This is a genomic window from Paenibacillus sp. GbtcB18 (assembly GCF_019091125.1).
Classification (GTDB): domain Bacteria; phylum Bacillota; class Bacilli; order Paenibacillales; family NBRC-103111; genus Paenibacillus_F; species Paenibacillus_F chitinolyticus.
Window position 1 is genome coordinate 100,896 of sequence record NZ_JAGXJX010000011.1, and the last position, 16,440, is coordinate 117,335.

A 16,440-nucleotide genomic window follows, 5' to 3' on the forward strand; every position below is an offset into this window, starting at 1 on the left:
TACAAGCCGGTATAAGCCCGTATAAGCGCCGTAAAGCATCTCTGCTGGCTTTTTCGGGTGGAGAGCGGTTTCTGCCTTTTTTGTAAGGGACAGGACGGCTCACCGCCTGATAGAGGAGAAAGATGATGAAAAAAACCGCAGGCCGAATTTGAACGGCTTGCGGTTTATTTCGGGAGCAGGCGGGGTTATTTTCCCGCAAGCTGCTCATATTTGCTCAAGTATTTGACAACGGCGAGAACGAAGGTAGCGTGCGACCAGGTGAGAGGGGCGACGGATACGGGATCGCCGTTATACGGATCGAGCTGCTCGGGAAGTATCCCGCTCTCCATTTGATGCTTCACGACCCATTCCAGCGTCTGCCGCGGTACTTCGAGATCTTCCAGCTTCTTGGCGCATTCGATTTCCCATTCGGCGATCCACAGCGTACAGATGATCCAGGGATTGCCCGGCACCTGATTCACATCCTGCGACCGCTGGAAATAATAATCGTGATGATAGCGGGCTACGCCGCCGACAGGGGTTTTGATGGACAGGCCGTTCTTGTTGGCCTGCATGGTGCGCACGACACGATCGTCGTCCGCCGGCAGAACGCCGAACTCGAATATTCCGTAGACCGAGCTTTCCAGCGTCATGTCGCGGACCCAAGTTCCGTCCTTTTGATGCAAACCGCGGGCGAAACGGCCTTCTTTCTCATCCCAGAGATGAGTGAGGATGCCGTTTTTAATTTTCTCGGCCGTATGGGTGTAGCGGCTGCTGCGTTCCTCATCGCCGAACAGGTTGCAGAAGTTAGCCGCGGCGATCAGTCCTCCGTAAACCGCGGAAGCGGTGAACGTATAGATACCGTATCGTTCTTCCCACAGATCGTAGCTTGGCTTCGGCAGATTCAGCTCTTGGTCGATATAAGTGGACATGAAGCGTGCGGCCTTGCGGATCAGATCGCGGTAGAGAGACTGTACCAGCTCCAGATTGCCGTGCTTCTTATAGTCCTGCCAGAGAGCGAACAGCACGAGCGCCGTTTCGTCTTCCTGAATCGGCAGCTGCTCGCCGCCGTTGTGTACATACGGATGCCAGCTTGATCCGACGGTACCGTCCGGGTTGTATTTGTGGTGCAAATACCCCTCGGGAGAAATCACGTTGGCGCAGAAACGATAGAACGGCTCCATCATCGCCTGATGGCCGGCCATGGACATGGAGTAGGCGACCAGAGCGCCGTCGCGGGGCCACATGTAGCTGTAATGGTCGCGGTTGCTCTGCATGATGTCCGAATCATTGGCCGCGATAATCGCGCCGTTCACGTCGGTTTGGGTGCGCACAAGGAGCAGGCTCTGTTTGAACAAGCGGATAATTTCTCCGCTGAGATCGCCGAACGACCGCTCTGTCTTGTTGACCCAGCGCTGCCAGTAAATCTGAACGCGGTCGAGCAGCTTGCCGGGATGGCTTTCTTTGACATACTTGTCGAGCTTTTTCACGTCCTCAAGCGTGCGTCCCGCACTCAGCCAGTAGTACAGGGTATGGTCGCCGGAAGGCGGCACATACATCCGGAACGAGATGGTGCTGTCGACCGAGCCCTGCGAGATCGGATTGCCCATCAGATGGCCGTCCTCGGCGTCACGCCATGTGCCTTCGGCATTGTAAAAGCGCTTGATTCCGGTTGTGTATTGAAAAATGCCGTCCGTTCCCGTACTTCCGTTGAACATGAAGTATTTGTCTTTTTTATAATGGAAAACGGTGTGATTGGCCGGGTAATAGGCGGCAGTGTCGCCGACTTCCGTCTCGTTGATGACGAGATCCTGGTTAAAAAATACCCGTACTTCCTTCACCGCCGAGTGATGGTTGGTGATTTGAATCCGTTTCAGAAAAATATCCTCCCGCTGATGCACGCCGTCTTGAATGCGAAGCGTTACCCCGAGGCCGGGATGCGTCGCCTTCACGTCGGTCACTAAGGAGTCTTCCACATAAGCACGCTGAAACTGCCATTCAGGCGCGTCCAACCACGAAAAAGCACCGTCCACCCAAATTCCGACACGACAATGATACCCGCCGATATGATTCAGCTGCCCTACATAAGGGTAGTACAAATCCCGCATGTAAGAGTGTTCATCCAGATTGATGAGAAACTTCCCGTTACCGACAACGAAATGTCTGGGCAAAAAATCACTTCCTTACTGGTTACTGGTAAATCCAGGTTATTCGCCATAAGGTTACCGTTTTCAGAAGAAGAGGTCAACAAGTTTTTGTCGATCTTTGGCAATTTATGGCGCTTTGGTAAACGTTCGCGGTGGCGTCGCCGATTTCCTTCATATTAAAGCATGTGTGTAATTTAGCGGAGGCGCGCTTCGTAAAAAGAGCCGCGAGCTCCGGATCGCCCAGCAGAAGGCAAATCTTCCCTGCCCAAGCCCGGGGATCGGCCGGCGGGAGCCGGAAGCCGTCTACGCCGTCTTCGACAAGTCCGGCAAGCCCGCCGGTATCCGCAGCGACGAGAGGGACGCCGGCTCTCATCGCTTCAAGCGCCACGATTCCGAAGGGCTCGTATAGGCTCGGAATGGCGCAGACATCGGCTTGCGCCAAAAGCCCGGCTTTGGCGGCTTCGTCGGCGAAGCCCGTAAACCTTACGCGGTCTCCGAAGGGAGCGGCCAGCCTGCTGAGGGAAGCCGCCTCCGGTCCCGTTCCGGCAATGAGCAGTTCCGTCTCCGGGAACTGCTCCAGGACGTAAGGGAACGCTGCCAGAAGCAGCGGAACATTCTTCTCGGGGACGAGGCGTCCGAGATATAGAATCCGGCGCTTTGCAAACGTCGAGCGCAGCGGACGCCCGGAATCTCCGGCGCATGCCGGAACCGGATGCGGCTCCCGGCTCATTTCCGCATCGGAAGCGGCAGGAAGACCGTTCGGAATGACCGTCACGCCGGATTTTTTACGGTTGAAAAGCGACGTCACTTCCTCCGCCATCGAATCGCTGCAAACGATAAGTTTGTCGGCCAGCTCCGCCAGACTGCTTTCCGCGGCGTGAATTTTGCGGGAGACGGGGTCATCCAGCCGGCCCAGCTTGCGTCCGTGTTCGGTTGCATGCAGGGTAGCGACAAGCGGCAGGCGAAGAGCCTGCCGGCAGTCACGGGCGGCGTAATACACCAGCCAGTCATGCGCGTGGAGGATATCGAACCGAAGCCCCTGATTTTCCTCCAGCAGACGTTCCACTCGTAAAATCATGGCGATGTTCAAGCTGAACACCCAGTCGAGAAAAGCCGGAGATTCGGAGCTTTGCAGCACTTCCACGCGATGAACGTGCACTCTGTTCCATAGACTGTCTGCGGCCTCGCCATCCCGGCGGCATGTTATCACATGCACAGTATGCCCGTCACGGGCCAGTTGTGCCGTAAGGTCTCCAACCGCTCGCCCCAGCCCACCTATCAGATGAGGCGGGAATTCCCAGGCCAGCACGAGAACGCGGAGGGGGGCTTTTTTGCCGGTATCCGGAACGGCGGTGAAGCTGTTTGCGGCAGGCGGTTTTGCCTGTGAACATCCGGCGGATGGTTGGCCGGTTTGTCGCTCTTGGACGTCTGTTTGATCTTCAGGCAAAGGATCGGCGGGAGCAAAGGCGGGTGCCTGGGATCGTTTTTTATCCGTTGGCGTTTCGGAAAGATACCCCGGGAGGTAGGCTCTCCAATTAACATCGGGAAAAAGAGAAGCGCTTCTTTCCATTCTATGAAGCGATTCTAGCTTCTCGGGTGAAAGAACGGCGGGTTGTCTCTCATCTATATCATCCAGTATCGGTAGCAACTGATAGAAGTTATTCCTATGTTCGTGAAATCTTCCGGCGGCATAGCCCGCCATTTCTCCCGCCTCGATCATAAACGCCCAATCGCTGCTTTGGGCGAGCATAAGCTCCCGGGCAGCCTGGCGCAAAATTTTATCGGTGATAGCGGTGTGCGGAAAATTTTCGTCATCGCGCCGATTCGGGCCGGAGTAGGGGGAATAGAAGGAAGAAGGATCCGAGCTTAAAATAGCATCAAGTTCCGCAGCGGGGGCTTGGTGAGCTTTTCTCGCTGCGGTGTCTGTCCGGGCAGCGGCCAGGGACATGGCTTCTTCTGCGGCATGCAGAAGCGGATACATCCAGTCTGTAGCGGGATTCAGCCAGACTCTGGCATCGCCTCCCCGTCCCCAACTGGATAGAACGGGGGCCGTGCCTTTGCCGAAAGCGTAGCGCTCCTCATATAGAGAAGGCGTAAGAAACACGGGCTGCTTCTCCGAATCAGGCAGTGAAGGGCCGCTGTTCGAACCGCTGGCGGTATACCGCCGCCGCTGTTCACGGTCACCTTCGCGCAGCAGGGTTTCCAGCCAGAGGGGGCCTTCGTGCCACCAGTGCCCGAAAAGCTCCAGGTCGAAGGCGCAGACGGCGATCGGCCGGGGCGGCAGCAGGCGTGCCTCCGAGGCGGAAGCGGCCTGCGGTCTGGCCCCGCTCTCTCCAGCATAGCTGCCGGAGAAACGGATGGGCTCGGCTTCCGGTGCTGCGCAGTGGAGCCGAACGTCTGAGAGTTCGGCTCGCGTCGGCCTTGCCGAGGCCTCCGCAGGGTCCGAAGCCGAGGGAGCCTCCGCAGGCTGGCGTTTGGCGGCAGCCGAAGCGGGGGAGGCAAGCCCGGCTGCCGCCTGGGCGGTCGGCACGGCAGCATCCCAATCGGCAGCGGAGCCAGCGGCATCGACGGCCGCTTCGCCCGTTGCCGCTTCGCTGCCGGGAGGCTCAGCCGCGCCGAGGGATGCGAGGAAATGTCTCGCATGAACGGCGGCCAGCTCCGCGGCGCTGTCGGCGTCATACGGGGCTTTGCCGCCGGCTCCGCCCTCGGCGGCGCCCGTTATGCGACAGTACTTGTAGCCTGTCGCAACAGATGTGCCATCCGGCAGCACGTACGGCCGGATGTAAGCTTGCTCGGCCGGAGTGCCGCGGCCGAGCTCGTACCCGATATCGCGGTAATATTCGCGATAATCGGGGTGGCCGGGGTAGCCGCTATCCCGGCTCCACACGAGAGCCGAGGCGGCCGCATCCCGGGTGAAAACCCGGAGGCCGTCCGGTGTGACATACGGGGCGGACGGTCCCTGCCCGGAGTCCCCGGCTTTGTCTTCCGGCGCCTCCAGGATCGTAAAGCGCAGCCCCAGCCTAAGCAGGATAGGCTCCAGCATGGGCGTATACCCGCATTCCGGCAGCCAGATCCCGGAGGGGGCGAAGCCGAAATACCGCCGGAACTCCGTCACGGCGGTATGCAATTGCGCGAACGCGGCTTCCTCCGTTTTGAACAAAGGGAGGAAAGGATGGGTAGCGGCTGCGGGAATCAGCTGGATCAGGCCGCGGTCGGCATAAAGGCGCAGCCGCGGGATGATTTTACCGTCTATTTTGTCGAATAAAGCAAGCATGTCCACATACCTTCCGGCATAGCGGGAGGCAAGGGAGGCCGGCCCGGGCTTGTCTGCAAGCCGCTCTTGTTCTTTGCGGCCCAGCTCCACACGCCGTTTCAATATTTCCCGGGTACGTTTCAGCAGGTCGGGATTCTCCCACATGGACAGCAGTACGGGGCTTACGGACAAGGTCACCGGGGAGCAGATCTTGTCGTTTAGCAGACGGTCCATACAATCCGCGAAGGGCAAATAGACGTCGCACATCGCTTCATGGAACCAATATTCTTCTAGAGTGAGACCGCCGTCGGGCCGGTAGACGTAAGGCAAATGCGCGTGAAAAACGAGCAGAGCGGGAACGGGCTGGGATACGCTCACGGCTTTTCTCCTTCCTGTTTGGGCGGCGGATAGATCGTGTAAGTAGAATAGAAGCCAAAATCTACCGGCAGAAGAGGAAAAGCTGGATGATTGTTCCCGCTGTGCCGCCCTTCTTCCGGGAACGGATTTTCGCCGGAACCGTCACCCGTCCTAACGGGAGCGGATCTCAATAAAGGAAGAAAGCCGCAGTTGGCATTCAGGATTCCCAATTCCGCCTGCCATAGGCCCTTCCGGCCTTGCGTGCGGATATAGGCGGAACCGGCATTTTCGGCCGGTGGCATGGTTCGGACCACATAAACGACAGACTCGTCGGAACCTTCACCATACCCGTTTATGCGGACGGATACCAGACCTTGTTCGGCTTCGTTTCCGTACTCGGCGATCATGGAAGCCAGGCGGGATGAAAGCGACCAGTAAACAAACAGAACCGTCTGCCGTTGAATCATAAGATGCACATTGCCGAGCTTGGGCTGCGGCAGCGGGGAATGGTTTGAACGAATACCGTGCAGAGTAAATTCCTCTCTTCCTTGCCGGGCATATGCCGTATCGTTTTTGAATGCTTCTATTGTAGCACAGCGGAAGGAAGCTCCCAATCTTTGAGCGGAGGAAGCCGGAGAATGCAGCGACGGCAGGGTGTCCCGCTTCCCGTTGTCGGTTACCGCCGCTTATTTTACCTCCGGTCCGTCATCATCATGTAGGGGTGGTCTGGGGAAGCCGCCGCGATTCCGTCAAGCGCATCAGCGTATCGTAACGGTTCGTCGAGTCCCACAGGGCTTGAATGTCTTCCAGGTCGAAACCGGTGTAATTCTCCACCTTTCCCGTGTGGTAATAGACCGAGAATTCACCGGTCTGGCTCTCGAATTTGGCAAAAGCAATCTGCCGAGAAATGATGGGAATAATCGTCATTGCACGTCCCTCCGATCTGGTGGTAAAACGGACTCCGGCGTCGTTAGCGCAGTTCCCGGAAGTCCTGTTCCTCTTATTTTATGCGGGCTGTGTTAGAGTTAGAAGCGCGGCAAAGCTTGGCCCAGAAGGGTATAAGCTTGCGATTAGAGGTTAAAAACCGGTGTCGGGCGAGGCCTATATTGCTAGAAAAAGAGGAATTTTCCTTTGTGCCGGTGAATAGGAATGTTGTAAAATAAAGCATCACATGCAAACGACATGCGTAAATTCACTTCCGCAGGCCGGGAAGGTCTGCAGGACAATCCTTGGGAGGGAAGTATTATGAGTTTTTGCTGCGGTGCAAGTATGATCGGGTCGAAGGGGACCCTTAAACATATACGAACAAGCATTCACAATGTCCCGATCCTTTTCTGTCCGGTGTGTCACCGGATCGAGGTTCATCATCTGATAGAAAACGAGTATGAGCTGCTCGCCGAATACGCGCACGGGGACGGTGCCGCCGAGGTTGATTTCATCGATTATGTGGAAGGCAAGCAGGGACCGGCTATCTATGAGAACTGCGTGAACCATGAGGATGAGGAGCCGATGGATGTAGTCCAGAATCAGATCGACATGGGACTGGATCTGCTTTCGGTCGCTAAGTCTCTCGGAGACACCGCGTGGGAGGACCAGCTCAAAAAACGTCTTCAGGTGCTCAGCCGCCGCCGGAGCAAGCTTGTTAAAGGGCGTACGCCTCAAAGTCCGTAAGCCTCAAAGCAATCGCACTTATTATAGATGGTATTCTCATATAAAAACGGCCAGAGGGTGCTCTGGCCGTTTTTTTTGTTTCATGCAAATGTGCGGGAAGAATCGGTTTTCGTACAGCTTTTTCTAATAAGTACAGGCGTCACTATTGATCGATTCGTTTACGGATAATACCATTAGTTTGCTAATTCTGGGATACAATTTTGCTCCATCCGCGTTTTTTGAGAAGATAGGGGGTATTCCGCTCTTTTTTCTGAGAAAATTCTGTGAAATCTCTTAACTTTTTCGCCGATAATAAAGCTTGTGCTATAATAGCAAAGATTGACCCCCCGAAGAAATTGCTGGAAATCGAATTGTATAAGTGAGGTGGAACAGTGATTCTGGTACTGTTTAAGAAGTTATTCGGCAGCAAACGTCAGTCCAGCCACCACCAAAAAAACGCACCGCAGCCTGAAGAGGTTGTGAAGAAAATACAGCAGGGAGACCTGCGTCTGCGCAATCAGTTTATCTCGGATTACCAGCCGTTTGTCATCAAGGTGGCAAGCCGCTTTTGCAAAAGATATATTGATCCTGCCAGAGACGATGAATTCAGTATCGCTTTAGCCGCGTTTAACGAAGCCATTAATCAGTTCTCCCATGACATGGGGCGTTCGTTTCTCGGTTTTGCCGAGACGGTTATGCGCCGCAGACTGATCGATTATTTGAGAAAGGAGCAGCGGTTCAAGGGACAGATTCCGTACAGTGCGTTTGACCAGGAGGACGAAGAAGATCATTACGTAAATCCCATCGAGATTCATCAAGCGCTGGAACAGTATGAGAAACAGAAGGGAATAGAAGAACGCCGCGGAGAAATTGTGGAATTTAACCGCAATCTTGCCGTTTTCTCCATTCAATTTACCGATTTGGTCGATGCCTCTCCCAAGCACGAAGATTCTCGCATCATGTTATTCGGGATCGGCAAGCTCCTCTCCGAAGACCCTGAACTGATGCGTCTTCTGCTTAGCAAAAAGCAGCTTCCTATTAAGGAACTTCTGGGTAAGGTTAGCGTTTCCCGCAAAACGCTGGAACGAAACCGAAAGTATTTGATTGCCATAGCGCTCATACACACCGGCTCCTATCCATATCTCAAAGAATATCTGCATATTAAAGAGCAATCAAAGCAAACTTTCCAGGAAAGAAGAGAGGCATATGAGTAAAGGCATCGTCATGGAGCTGAAGGGAAACAGCATTATTGTCATGACGGAGGAGGGGCGTTTCGAGCGCATTTCTAAGAAAGGGCGAAACTGCCAAGTCGGACAAGAAATCAGTTACAAATCGACAAGGGGATTCGGGCGTTCTCAGATTTTGGTGCTGACATCCGGTCTTACGGCTGCCGCGATTATTTGCTTTGTTTTCATCGGCGGCTTGTTAAACATGGGCAGCCAGGTCAAAGTGGCGGCGTATGTGACGATGGACGTTAACCCGAGCGTAGAGCTTGCGCTCGACGATGAGGAGATCGTACGGGAGGTCAGAGGGCTTAATCAGGACGGCGCTCGGATGGCCAAGGCGCTTCATGTGGAAGGCAAGCCGTTGACCCAGGCCGCGTCCGTTATTTTGGAATGGCTGGATCAAGGCCCGCTCGCCAAAGGCGAAGGGGATATTATTATCTCGAGTACGGTTATAGGCAACGAGCGCAAGGTGAGCGACGTTCTCCTGGCCGACAAAATGGAGAAGCAGGTAACGGAACATCTGCTCGCGAATCATGCCGACTTGAGTAAATATGCGGTCGCGGCTTTCGCGGCTCCGCCTGAACTGCGGCAGGAAGCGGGTACGCATCAGTTGTCCACGGGCAAGTACGCGATTTATTTGAACGCGAAGAGTATGGGGACCGAAATCAGCCTTGATCAGCTGCGTGATATGTCCATTTACACACTGGCCAAGCAGATGGGCGGAATGGGTAAGCTGTATAACCGCACACAGCCCATCAACAAAGATAACCTCACAAATTGGCTGGCCATGGAAAAAGAAGGTTCCTGGAACAAGGACAACGTGGCTCTTCCGAATGAAGAAGACAAGAACCAGCCGGAGTCTACGAAGACGCCGGAGTCTACTCCGACGCCTACGCCTTCGAACAATGCGTCAGGAAATACGGCGAATACGTCCGGCAAAACCTCCGGAACCCAGAATACGCCGGTTCCCACACCCACCCCGAAAAAGGAGAATACCTACACGGGCAGCGGCAACGCGGACAACGCGCGGGAACAGTGGCTTCGTCAGAAAGTGGAGCGGGAATACAAGCGCGCCCAGGAAGAGATGAAGAGGAAACAGGAAGCGGAGAAGGAAAAAGAAGAAAGAGAAAGAAAAGCACGGGAGAAAGAACGCGAGAAGCAGCAGAAAGAAAAAGAAAAGAAAGACAAGAATCGGGAGAACGACGACAGGGATGACCAAGGTTCCTGGAAAGGCGGACATTCTTTCCGGATCGAATTCAAGGATGGCCCGGTTTATTATAACATCGGCTGAGCGGATACACGTTCAACGCTTGAACGAATAAGCGCTCCATCTGCAAACAGGCTCGAATAGGAAAAAAGATAACCCCGCCGACCGCGGGGTTATTTAGCTCGCATATCCAGACCGGACAGTGAAATTTCGGCAGCAGGCAGGCGCTGCCGGTTTTAAGGCGGAATCTTACATTTTCCTCTTTTTACGCTCCAAATCGTATCGTAATTTTAAACTTCCTATGTTACAATGAGTGAGATTCCGATAATTAGCAAATTCGCGAGGAAATGTAAGAAAATGACGAAAAACCCTTGATTTTTGACGAAAAGTGTCGTTGTGCCGGGTACACAACCCCACGCATAATCTAGGAGGAGTCACATGCCGGATATCCGAACGATGTATCTGCAAGTTTTGCAAGTATTGATGCAAAGCGGACCGGAGGAAGCCCGCTCATATTCCAGCACCCTCAAACCGCTTATCTCCTCTATGCTGCCGCAAGAGGTGACTCTTCTGCATGATAGATGCATGCGGGAGTTAACCGGCCCTGCCAGACCTGAAGATGCTGTGCTGTATTATCAGCAATCGTTCCAAATACTTAGTGAAGCGATATCCTTTTGCACGTCACAATCCGAGCAGGTTGGTAAAGAACCGTCAAGACGATTTACCGACAGATTAATGCAGGACTCTTCCTACCCGCCGTCCAACAGCAAGTATGAGAATGTGCTCCAGCATATGGACAGCGGAATAGCGTTATTCGACCAGGAAGGCTTTCTTTCGTTTGCCAACGTAAAGCTCGGCCAATTCCTGGGACTTCCTCGCAAAAGCATGATCGGACGCACGTTCTACGAGCTGGTCAGGCTGCGGAAGCTTTCGAGAGGAATGCGTAAACTTCTGATCAAGCTTCACCGCGAGATGTTCGTGTACCGGCTGCCCTTTCAGGAAGTTCTGGACGAGAAGGGCCAGCACTTTCTGGTAACGGCCAAGTACGATGAGGAGCTGGACGGGGACATTCTCATTTCCGTTAAGGACGTGACCGACTTCAAGCGGATCGAGCAATCCGTCTATTATAACGACAAGCTGGCCATGCTGGGGAAAATCGCGGCTTCCATCGCTCACGAAATCCGTAATCCGCTTACCTCGATCCGCGGGTTTATTCAGCTTTTGCAGCCTGAACTGCTTCGTTTGGGCAAACAGGATTACGCTGATATTATTTTAAGTGAAATCGACCGCGCCAACGATATCATTTTTGAATTTCTGAATTCGTCCAAGCCTACGGCTCCGGTGAAGCAGAAGATCCAGATCGCCTCTCTTATTAAGGAAGTCGTGCTGCTGTTCGAGAGTGAGGCTTTGTTAAAAGGCTGCGATATCCAGTTAAGCGAATCCGACCCGAATTTGTACGTATGGGTGGACGTGAAGCAGATCAAGCAGGTGCTGCTCAACATTGTTAAAAATGCCATAGAAGTGATGTCCGACGGACAGAAAGAGCATGGGCTTATTCGCATTCGGACGATTAAAGTGGATCATCAAGTATGGATTTACATAGAAGACAACGGCAGAGGAATGGATCAGAAAACGCTTTCAAAACTGTTCGATCCGTTTTTTACGACGAAAGAAGACGGGACCGGCCTGGGGCTTTCCGTCTGCTACCGTATTATCAAAAACCATGGCGGCGTCATTCATGTGGAAAGCGAAGTTGGAGAGGGGACAAGCTTCCGGATTCAGCTCCCTTTAAACTGACGCCACGGTGTATTACAATAGAAAAGAACACCCATATGCTCCCCGCTGACGATGTTGAAGATAAACTCGCCGGCCTGAGGGAGTTTTGACTATTTAGAACGGGAATACTGCAAACGCGGATCGAAGGAAAGACTTGCCGCCAGAGGCATGAGAGGGGCTGAACTCTTAGATGAGAGCGGACTATACAACGAATACGAAAATTTCTATCACGGAAAGCGGCGGTTGGGCTTCGGCGGATGCGGACGCCCTGCTGTTCTTCACGACTGAGGGAGAAGACCTGGGGAGCCTGCCGGATCTGCCGGAGGAGCTCCGGGCTGAGCTGGACCGGCTGAAGCGTGCCGGACGCTTCAAAGGAAGCGCCGGCGAAGTGACCGTGCTTCCGGCATACGGTCGCCTGGCCGCACCGTACGTGATCGCCGCCGGTCTCGGTGCGGCGCCGGCGGGCCGCGACACGCTGCGGCTTGCCGCGGTACAAGCGGCCCGCGAAGCACAGCGGCTCGGGCTGGGCCGCCTGGCCGTGCTGCTGCCGGAGGGGGCCTTCCCGGCTGAACCTCCGCGCGGAGGGACGTACGCGGCCCCGCGTGCGGCGCAGGGCGCAGGAGGAGCCGGTGCCGCGGGAGGCGCTTCGGTGAAGGCCGCAAGCGTTGACGGCGTGCAAGCCGAGCCGCAGGGCGTGAGCGGAGCGGATGCACGGATGGCGGCGGGCGCGCGGCCTGCACCGCAAGGCATCGGCTCGGCAGACGAGCGGCCTGCGGGTGCGGCTTCTGCCGCGAAGGCGGTGTTCACCGTCGCGGAAGGGCTGCTGCTCGGCGCGTACCGCATCGCGACGTACGCGCGGGAGGCGAAGCCGCGGCAGGAACTGGCCGCGGCGCAGTTGTTCGTTCAGCGGGACGCGCTGAACGGGGAAGCGCTGCAGGCGGCGGTGGCTGCCGCCGAAGCGTATGCGGTCGCGACGAATTATGCGCGCGACCTGACGAACTTGCCCGGCAATCTGCTGCTTCCTTCCGATCTGGCGAAGGAAGCGGAGAAGCTGGCCGGGCAGTTCGGAATCGCCTGCGAGGTGCTGGATGAGCAGGCGATTGTGGAGCGCGGCATGGGAGCGCTCGCGGCCGTCGGCCTCGGCAGCGCGAACCCGCCGCGCATGATTACGCTGAGCTACGACGGCGATCCGTCGTCGGGTGAGGTGCTGGGGCTTGTCGGCAAAGGCGTCACCTTTGACACCGGCGGCATTTCCATCAAGCCTGCGGGCGGGATGGAAGAGATGATCAGCGACATGGGCGGAGCGGCGGTGCTGCTCGGGCTGCTGATCGTGGTGGGTCGCCTGAAGCCGCGCATCAACCTGAGGATTGTCATACCGGCCGCCGAGAATATGCCGTCCGGGACGGCGATGCGCCCGGGAGATGTGATCACGACCTTAAGCGGACGCACGGTCGAAGTGCTGAACACGGATGCGGAAGGGCGTCTCATCCTTGCGGACGGCGTCACGTATGCGATTCAGAAAGGGGCAACCCGTCTGATCGACATCGCCACGCTGACGGGCGCGGTTCTCGTCTCTTTCGCCGATGTCGCCACCAGCGCCCAGACGAACGACGACGCCTTCCTCGCTTCCGTGCTGCAAGCCTCGATACAAGCGGGAGAAAAGGTGTGGCAGCTCCCGAATTTCCCCGAATACCGGGAAATGCTGCGCAGTACGGTCGCCGATATCAAAAATGCTGCCGCTCATAAGTGGGCGGGAGCGATTATGGGCGGCTCGTTTATCGAGGCGTTCATCGAAGATAAGCCGTGGATTCATCTGGATACGGGCGGTACGGCATGGCTTTGGGGGGACCGAGGAATCGATCCGAAGGGCGGCACCGGCGCTATGGTGCGTACGCTGGCCGAATATATTTGCGGTGCCGGTGACGGAGTGTAAGACACATTAGAAGTCGACCCGGGCGGTTGGCATCAGGTGCCCGCGAACGTTGCCTGTACGTTACGCAGTCAGTAGTTCGCAGTCAACAGTCAACAGTCAACAGTCAACACCCGGCAAGCTCAAGGATGTAATAGGGCTTAGCATGGGCGTTGGTCAGCCGGATAGGAAATTTATAAAAGAAAGACCCGGTCCTTGTACGAGGACCGGGTCTTTTCGGTTTTATTTTAATAGGGGATGTGTCCGACTTGCTTGATGCTGGCTTACAGACGGCGAGAACGGTCAATGTCATCATTCGGCGCATTGTAAGGCAGACCCGAATTGACGTCGTATGCCGGGGTGTCCGTATCGCGGAATACCTGGTCGTCGTAAGTGGATGCGTTCAGGGAACGGTTCGTGCGGAACGTGTCGTAAACGTGAGCGTCGCGTTCGGCATCGGAATCGACGAGGACGAGGATTTTGCCGTCATTGACATAGTTGTCGTATTGCTGAGCTTCATCCTCCGGGATGCCCATGCCTACCAGGCCGCCCACTAGACCGCCTGCGCCCGCTCCGACAGCGGCGCCCGTCAATGTAGCGGCGATCGGTCCCGCCGCGATGAAGGGGCCTACGCCCGGAATGGCGAGCGCGCCGATGCCGGCCAGCAAGCCGGTCACACCGCCGAGAACGCCGCCTGTTGCTGCACCGGTGGCCACGCCTTCAGGCGCCTTCGTTCCGGTTTCATCTAAAATATCGGCTGAATCTTGTTTATCCTTGGCAATAACGGAGATATCATCGGCATGGAAACCTTGCTGTTTAAGACCGTCGATTGCTTGAATAGCTTCTCTTTCTGTATCGAAAACACCAACAATTTTCTTATCCATTTGAATTACCTCCTCAAGAGTCTAGTACGTATTTTTTCATCCTGCTTAGTTTTCTTCCGGTTACAGCATATCCTTACCCCGCAGGCTCCGCGGGTAAACGGATTTCGGACAACTTACGGGCATTTCCAGATATTAACGGGCCTCGTGAATAACCGAGATGGAGTGGAAACAATGCTTCTCTTTAAGGAAGCGAATTATAGAATGTAAAAACTATTTGACATTGTTGTCCGTTCTTTTATAATAAACATATGTAAAATATATTTGACATTTTTAAATGAAATCGCTAGAGAGCTTTTACACCGTAGACCGGGAGGAAAAGGGTATGAAACTGAAACTGCGTAAAGCGGATGAAATGGAACGATATCAGACGGACAAGTCGGCGAAGATCGCTTTTATTTTTTATACGGCGGCTCTGCTTGTCTGGGGGCTTTATAATTTTTTCAGCACGGGGAAGACGGGGTGGGAGTTTACGATTCTGCTTGTAGGCAATGCCGTTTTTCTGTGGTCCCGCGTGGTGTATAGGCGGAAAATGCAGTAAGAGGTTACCTACGGAGCCTGAAGAGGGGTGCAGGCGTGTTTGTGAGGACAGATGTGCCTCAGTTCCGTTTAAGAGAGGATTTTGTTTCTTCTATCGCGAAAAGTACTGCATACCATGTGGGGATAAAATACATATCCAAACAATGAGGGGGAGTATAGAAGAATGAATCGGTCTTTTTGGAAAAAAAGCGCACTGACTGCCGGAACCGCGTTCGTGCTGGTCATGGCTGCGTCGCCTGCAAGCGCTCACTGGCTTTACGAGGATATTGACGGGGTTCCTTGGGCTCAGGACAGTTTAATCAGCACGTCTCAAATGCGCGTAATTGACGGGGTGTCCGAGAAAATGTTCGATCCGGGTGCGAAGGTAACGGGCATCCAGTTCGTCAAGATGGCCGTGATGGCCAATGACCCTTCTTACGAACCCGATCTGGGCAGCTATGCCGCTTGGTATGGAGCTTATTTAAATAAAGCGCAGGCGGAGATAGGTCTTGTGGACGAAGCTTTCCCGAAAACGATGCTGAATCCCGCTTCCCGCCTCGAAATCGTGCGTGTGGTGAGCAAGCTGATTCAGCCGGAATGGAGGTTTAAATCGGTTCCGGATGAAGACGCGGTGGCGCTCTGCGTAAAAGAAGGCATCCTGCAGGGGCGTGCGGAAGGTGATCTGGCCTTGGAGGCTCCCGTTACCCGTGCGGAAGCGGCCGTTCTGATCGACCGTGTCATGGAGAAAACGGGCAAGTACGGCAAACGTTTCGACAAGCCTGTTGTCGCAGTTGAAGGCGGGTCATTTGTCCTGAACGGATTGCATCTGGGACAGAAGGCGGAGGAAGTCACCGCTATTCTTGGAACCCCGTTCCTGAAAGGGCAGGATGAGCTGGACGGGGATGTTGCCGAAGAGTATAAAAATTTCTATGTCGCTTACTATGAGGGCAAGGCATCGAGGATTATGTACAAAGCGGTAGATGAAAAGCTTCAGTCCGGCGATGTCGAGCTTCCGGGTGCGGCCGTTTTCAAAGGCTTCGACTCCACTTATTATTACCTGGAGGGGTCGGAGGAAATCCTGATGGTGAAGGATCAGAGCACGTACCTGGGCTTCGCGGACGGCAATTTCTATTTCCACGTCGATAACGGCGGTATCCGGCCGTATAACGAGGCGGCGCGCAAGCTGAACGATTTGTTCGAAAAGCACACAAACAAATAAGAGCGGAACGTTACCCGAAGAGATTCATTCCATGAATCTCTTTTTATTTTGGCTGAATGGGGAGGGACGGAATTTTTCTGCACGGACGATTGTTTATGGAGATTGAGGCTAAACATTTTGTTCCCTTTTGTCGATATTAGAAGAGGGGATTCCAACAATTGGGTAAACCGCCAGTCAAGCGTTAATGAAACGCTTAATCGGAAGTTACCGTTTCTGCCGGGCGAACGCCTTTGACCTAAAAGGGGGATTACATTTTCCAGGTACCGACAAGGACGTCGAAATTACAGTTCGGGTTCGGCACGAAAAGAAGGTCAGCT

At 54.7% G+C, this 16,440-nt stretch carries 12 protein-coding genes; 7 read left to right on the forward strand and 5 right to left on the reverse strand.

Features of this window, described 5'->3' with window-relative positions; genetic code table 11:
* Window positions 1-185 precede the first annotated feature (185 nt).
* The 4 genes from KVT34_RS25545 to KVT34_RS25560 form a co-directional block, all read right to left on the reverse strand.
* Window positions 186-2,150, reverse strand: a complete 1,965-nt coding sequence (locus KVT34_RS25545) for a glycoside hydrolase family 15 protein (protein WP_217562377.1) — start codon at window positions 2,148-2,150, stop codon at window positions 186-188.
* Between the two features lie 73 nt (window positions 2,151-2,223).
* Window positions 2,224-5,757: a 1,4-alpha-glucan branching protein domain-containing protein gene (locus tag KVT34_RS25550; RefSeq protein ID WP_217562379.1), complete on the reverse strand. Its 3,534-nt coding sequence runs from the start codon at window positions 5,755-5,757 to the stop codon at window positions 2,224-2,226.
* Window positions 5,754-6,203 (reverse strand): DUF4912 domain-containing protein, encoded by a 450-nt coding sequence (locus tag KVT34_RS25555; RefSeq protein ID WP_217562381.1) that lies wholly within the window; start codon window positions 6,201-6,203, stop codon window positions 5,754-5,756. The genes KVT34_RS25550 and KVT34_RS25555 overlap by 4 nt, the downstream gene beginning before the upstream one ends.
* A 244-nt stretch (window positions 6,204-6,447) precedes the next feature.
* The gene (locus KVT34_RS25560) at window positions 6,448-6,663 is read right to left on the reverse strand and encodes a hypothetical protein (RefSeq protein ID WP_217562383.1); all 216 of its coding nucleotides are present in this window, start codon (window positions 6,661-6,663) and stop codon (window positions 6,448-6,450) included.
* A 318-nt stretch (window positions 6,664-6,981) separates the two neighbouring features.
* Here KVT34_RS25560 and KVT34_RS25565 point away from each other — a divergent pair, with 318 nt between their 5' ends.
* The 5 genes from KVT34_RS25565 to KVT34_RS25585 all read left to right on the forward strand — a co-directional run bounded on the left by KVT34_RS25565 (window position 6,982) and on the right by KVT34_RS25585 (window position 13,528).
* On the forward strand, window positions 6,982-7,407 hold the full coding sequence (locus tag KVT34_RS25565; protein WP_217562385.1) for a hypothetical protein: 426 nt from the start codon (window positions 6,982-6,984) through the stop codon (window positions 7,405-7,407).
* Window positions 7,408-7,778: 371 nt separating this feature from the next.
* Window positions 7,779-8,600 (forward strand): RNA polymerase sigma factor SigI, encoded by an 822-nt coding sequence (gene sigI / locus KVT34_RS25570; RefSeq protein ID WP_009672036.1) that lies wholly within the window; start codon window positions 7,779-7,781, stop codon window positions 8,598-8,600.
* Window positions 8,593-9,903 carry an anti-sigma factor domain-containing protein gene (locus KVT34_RS25575; protein WP_217562387.1) on the forward strand — a complete coding sequence of 437 codons (1,311 nt, stop codon included), beginning with the start codon at window positions 8,593-8,595 and terminating at the stop codon, window positions 9,901-9,903. The genes sigI and KVT34_RS25575 overlap by 8 nt, the downstream gene beginning before the upstream one ends.
* 354 nt (window positions 9,904-10,257) lie before the next feature.
* A complete protein-coding gene (locus KVT34_RS25580) occupies window positions 10,258-11,616 on the forward strand; it encodes an ATP-binding protein (RefSeq protein WP_217562389.1) in 1,359 nt (452 codons plus the stop codon).
* A gap of 169 nt (window positions 11,617-11,785) precedes the next feature.
* Window positions 11,786-13,528 carry a leucyl aminopeptidase gene (locus KVT34_RS25585; protein ID WP_217562391.1) on the forward strand — a complete coding sequence of 581 codons (1,743 nt, stop codon included), beginning with the start codon at window positions 11,786-11,788 and terminating at the stop codon, window positions 13,526-13,528.
* Window positions 13,529-13,788: 260 nt separating this feature from the next.
* On the opposite strand, the gene KVT34_RS25590 is transcribed toward KVT34_RS25585, so the two are convergent.
* Window positions 13,789-14,388, reverse strand: coding sequence for a general stress protein (locus KVT34_RS25590; protein ID WP_217562393.1), 600 nt, complete (start codon window positions 14,386-14,388; stop codon window positions 13,789-13,791).
* 322 nt (window positions 14,389-14,710) lie between these two features.
* On the opposite strand from KVT34_RS25590, the gene KVT34_RS25595 reads away from it, so the two are divergent.
* Together KVT34_RS25595 and KVT34_RS25600 are read left to right on the forward strand one after the other, a co-directional pair.
* Complete coding sequence (locus KVT34_RS25595) at window positions 14,711-14,926, forward strand: hypothetical protein (protein WP_217562395.1); 216 nt, start codon at window positions 14,711-14,713, stop codon at window positions 14,924-14,926.
* A gap of 162 nt (window positions 14,927-15,088) precedes the next feature.
* Complete coding sequence (locus KVT34_RS25600) at window positions 15,089-16,123, forward strand: S-layer homology domain-containing protein (RefSeq protein WP_217562397.1); 1,035 nt, start codon at window positions 15,089-15,091, stop codon at window positions 16,121-16,123.
* The last annotated feature ends 317 nt before the right edge of the window (window positions 16,124-16,440 follow it).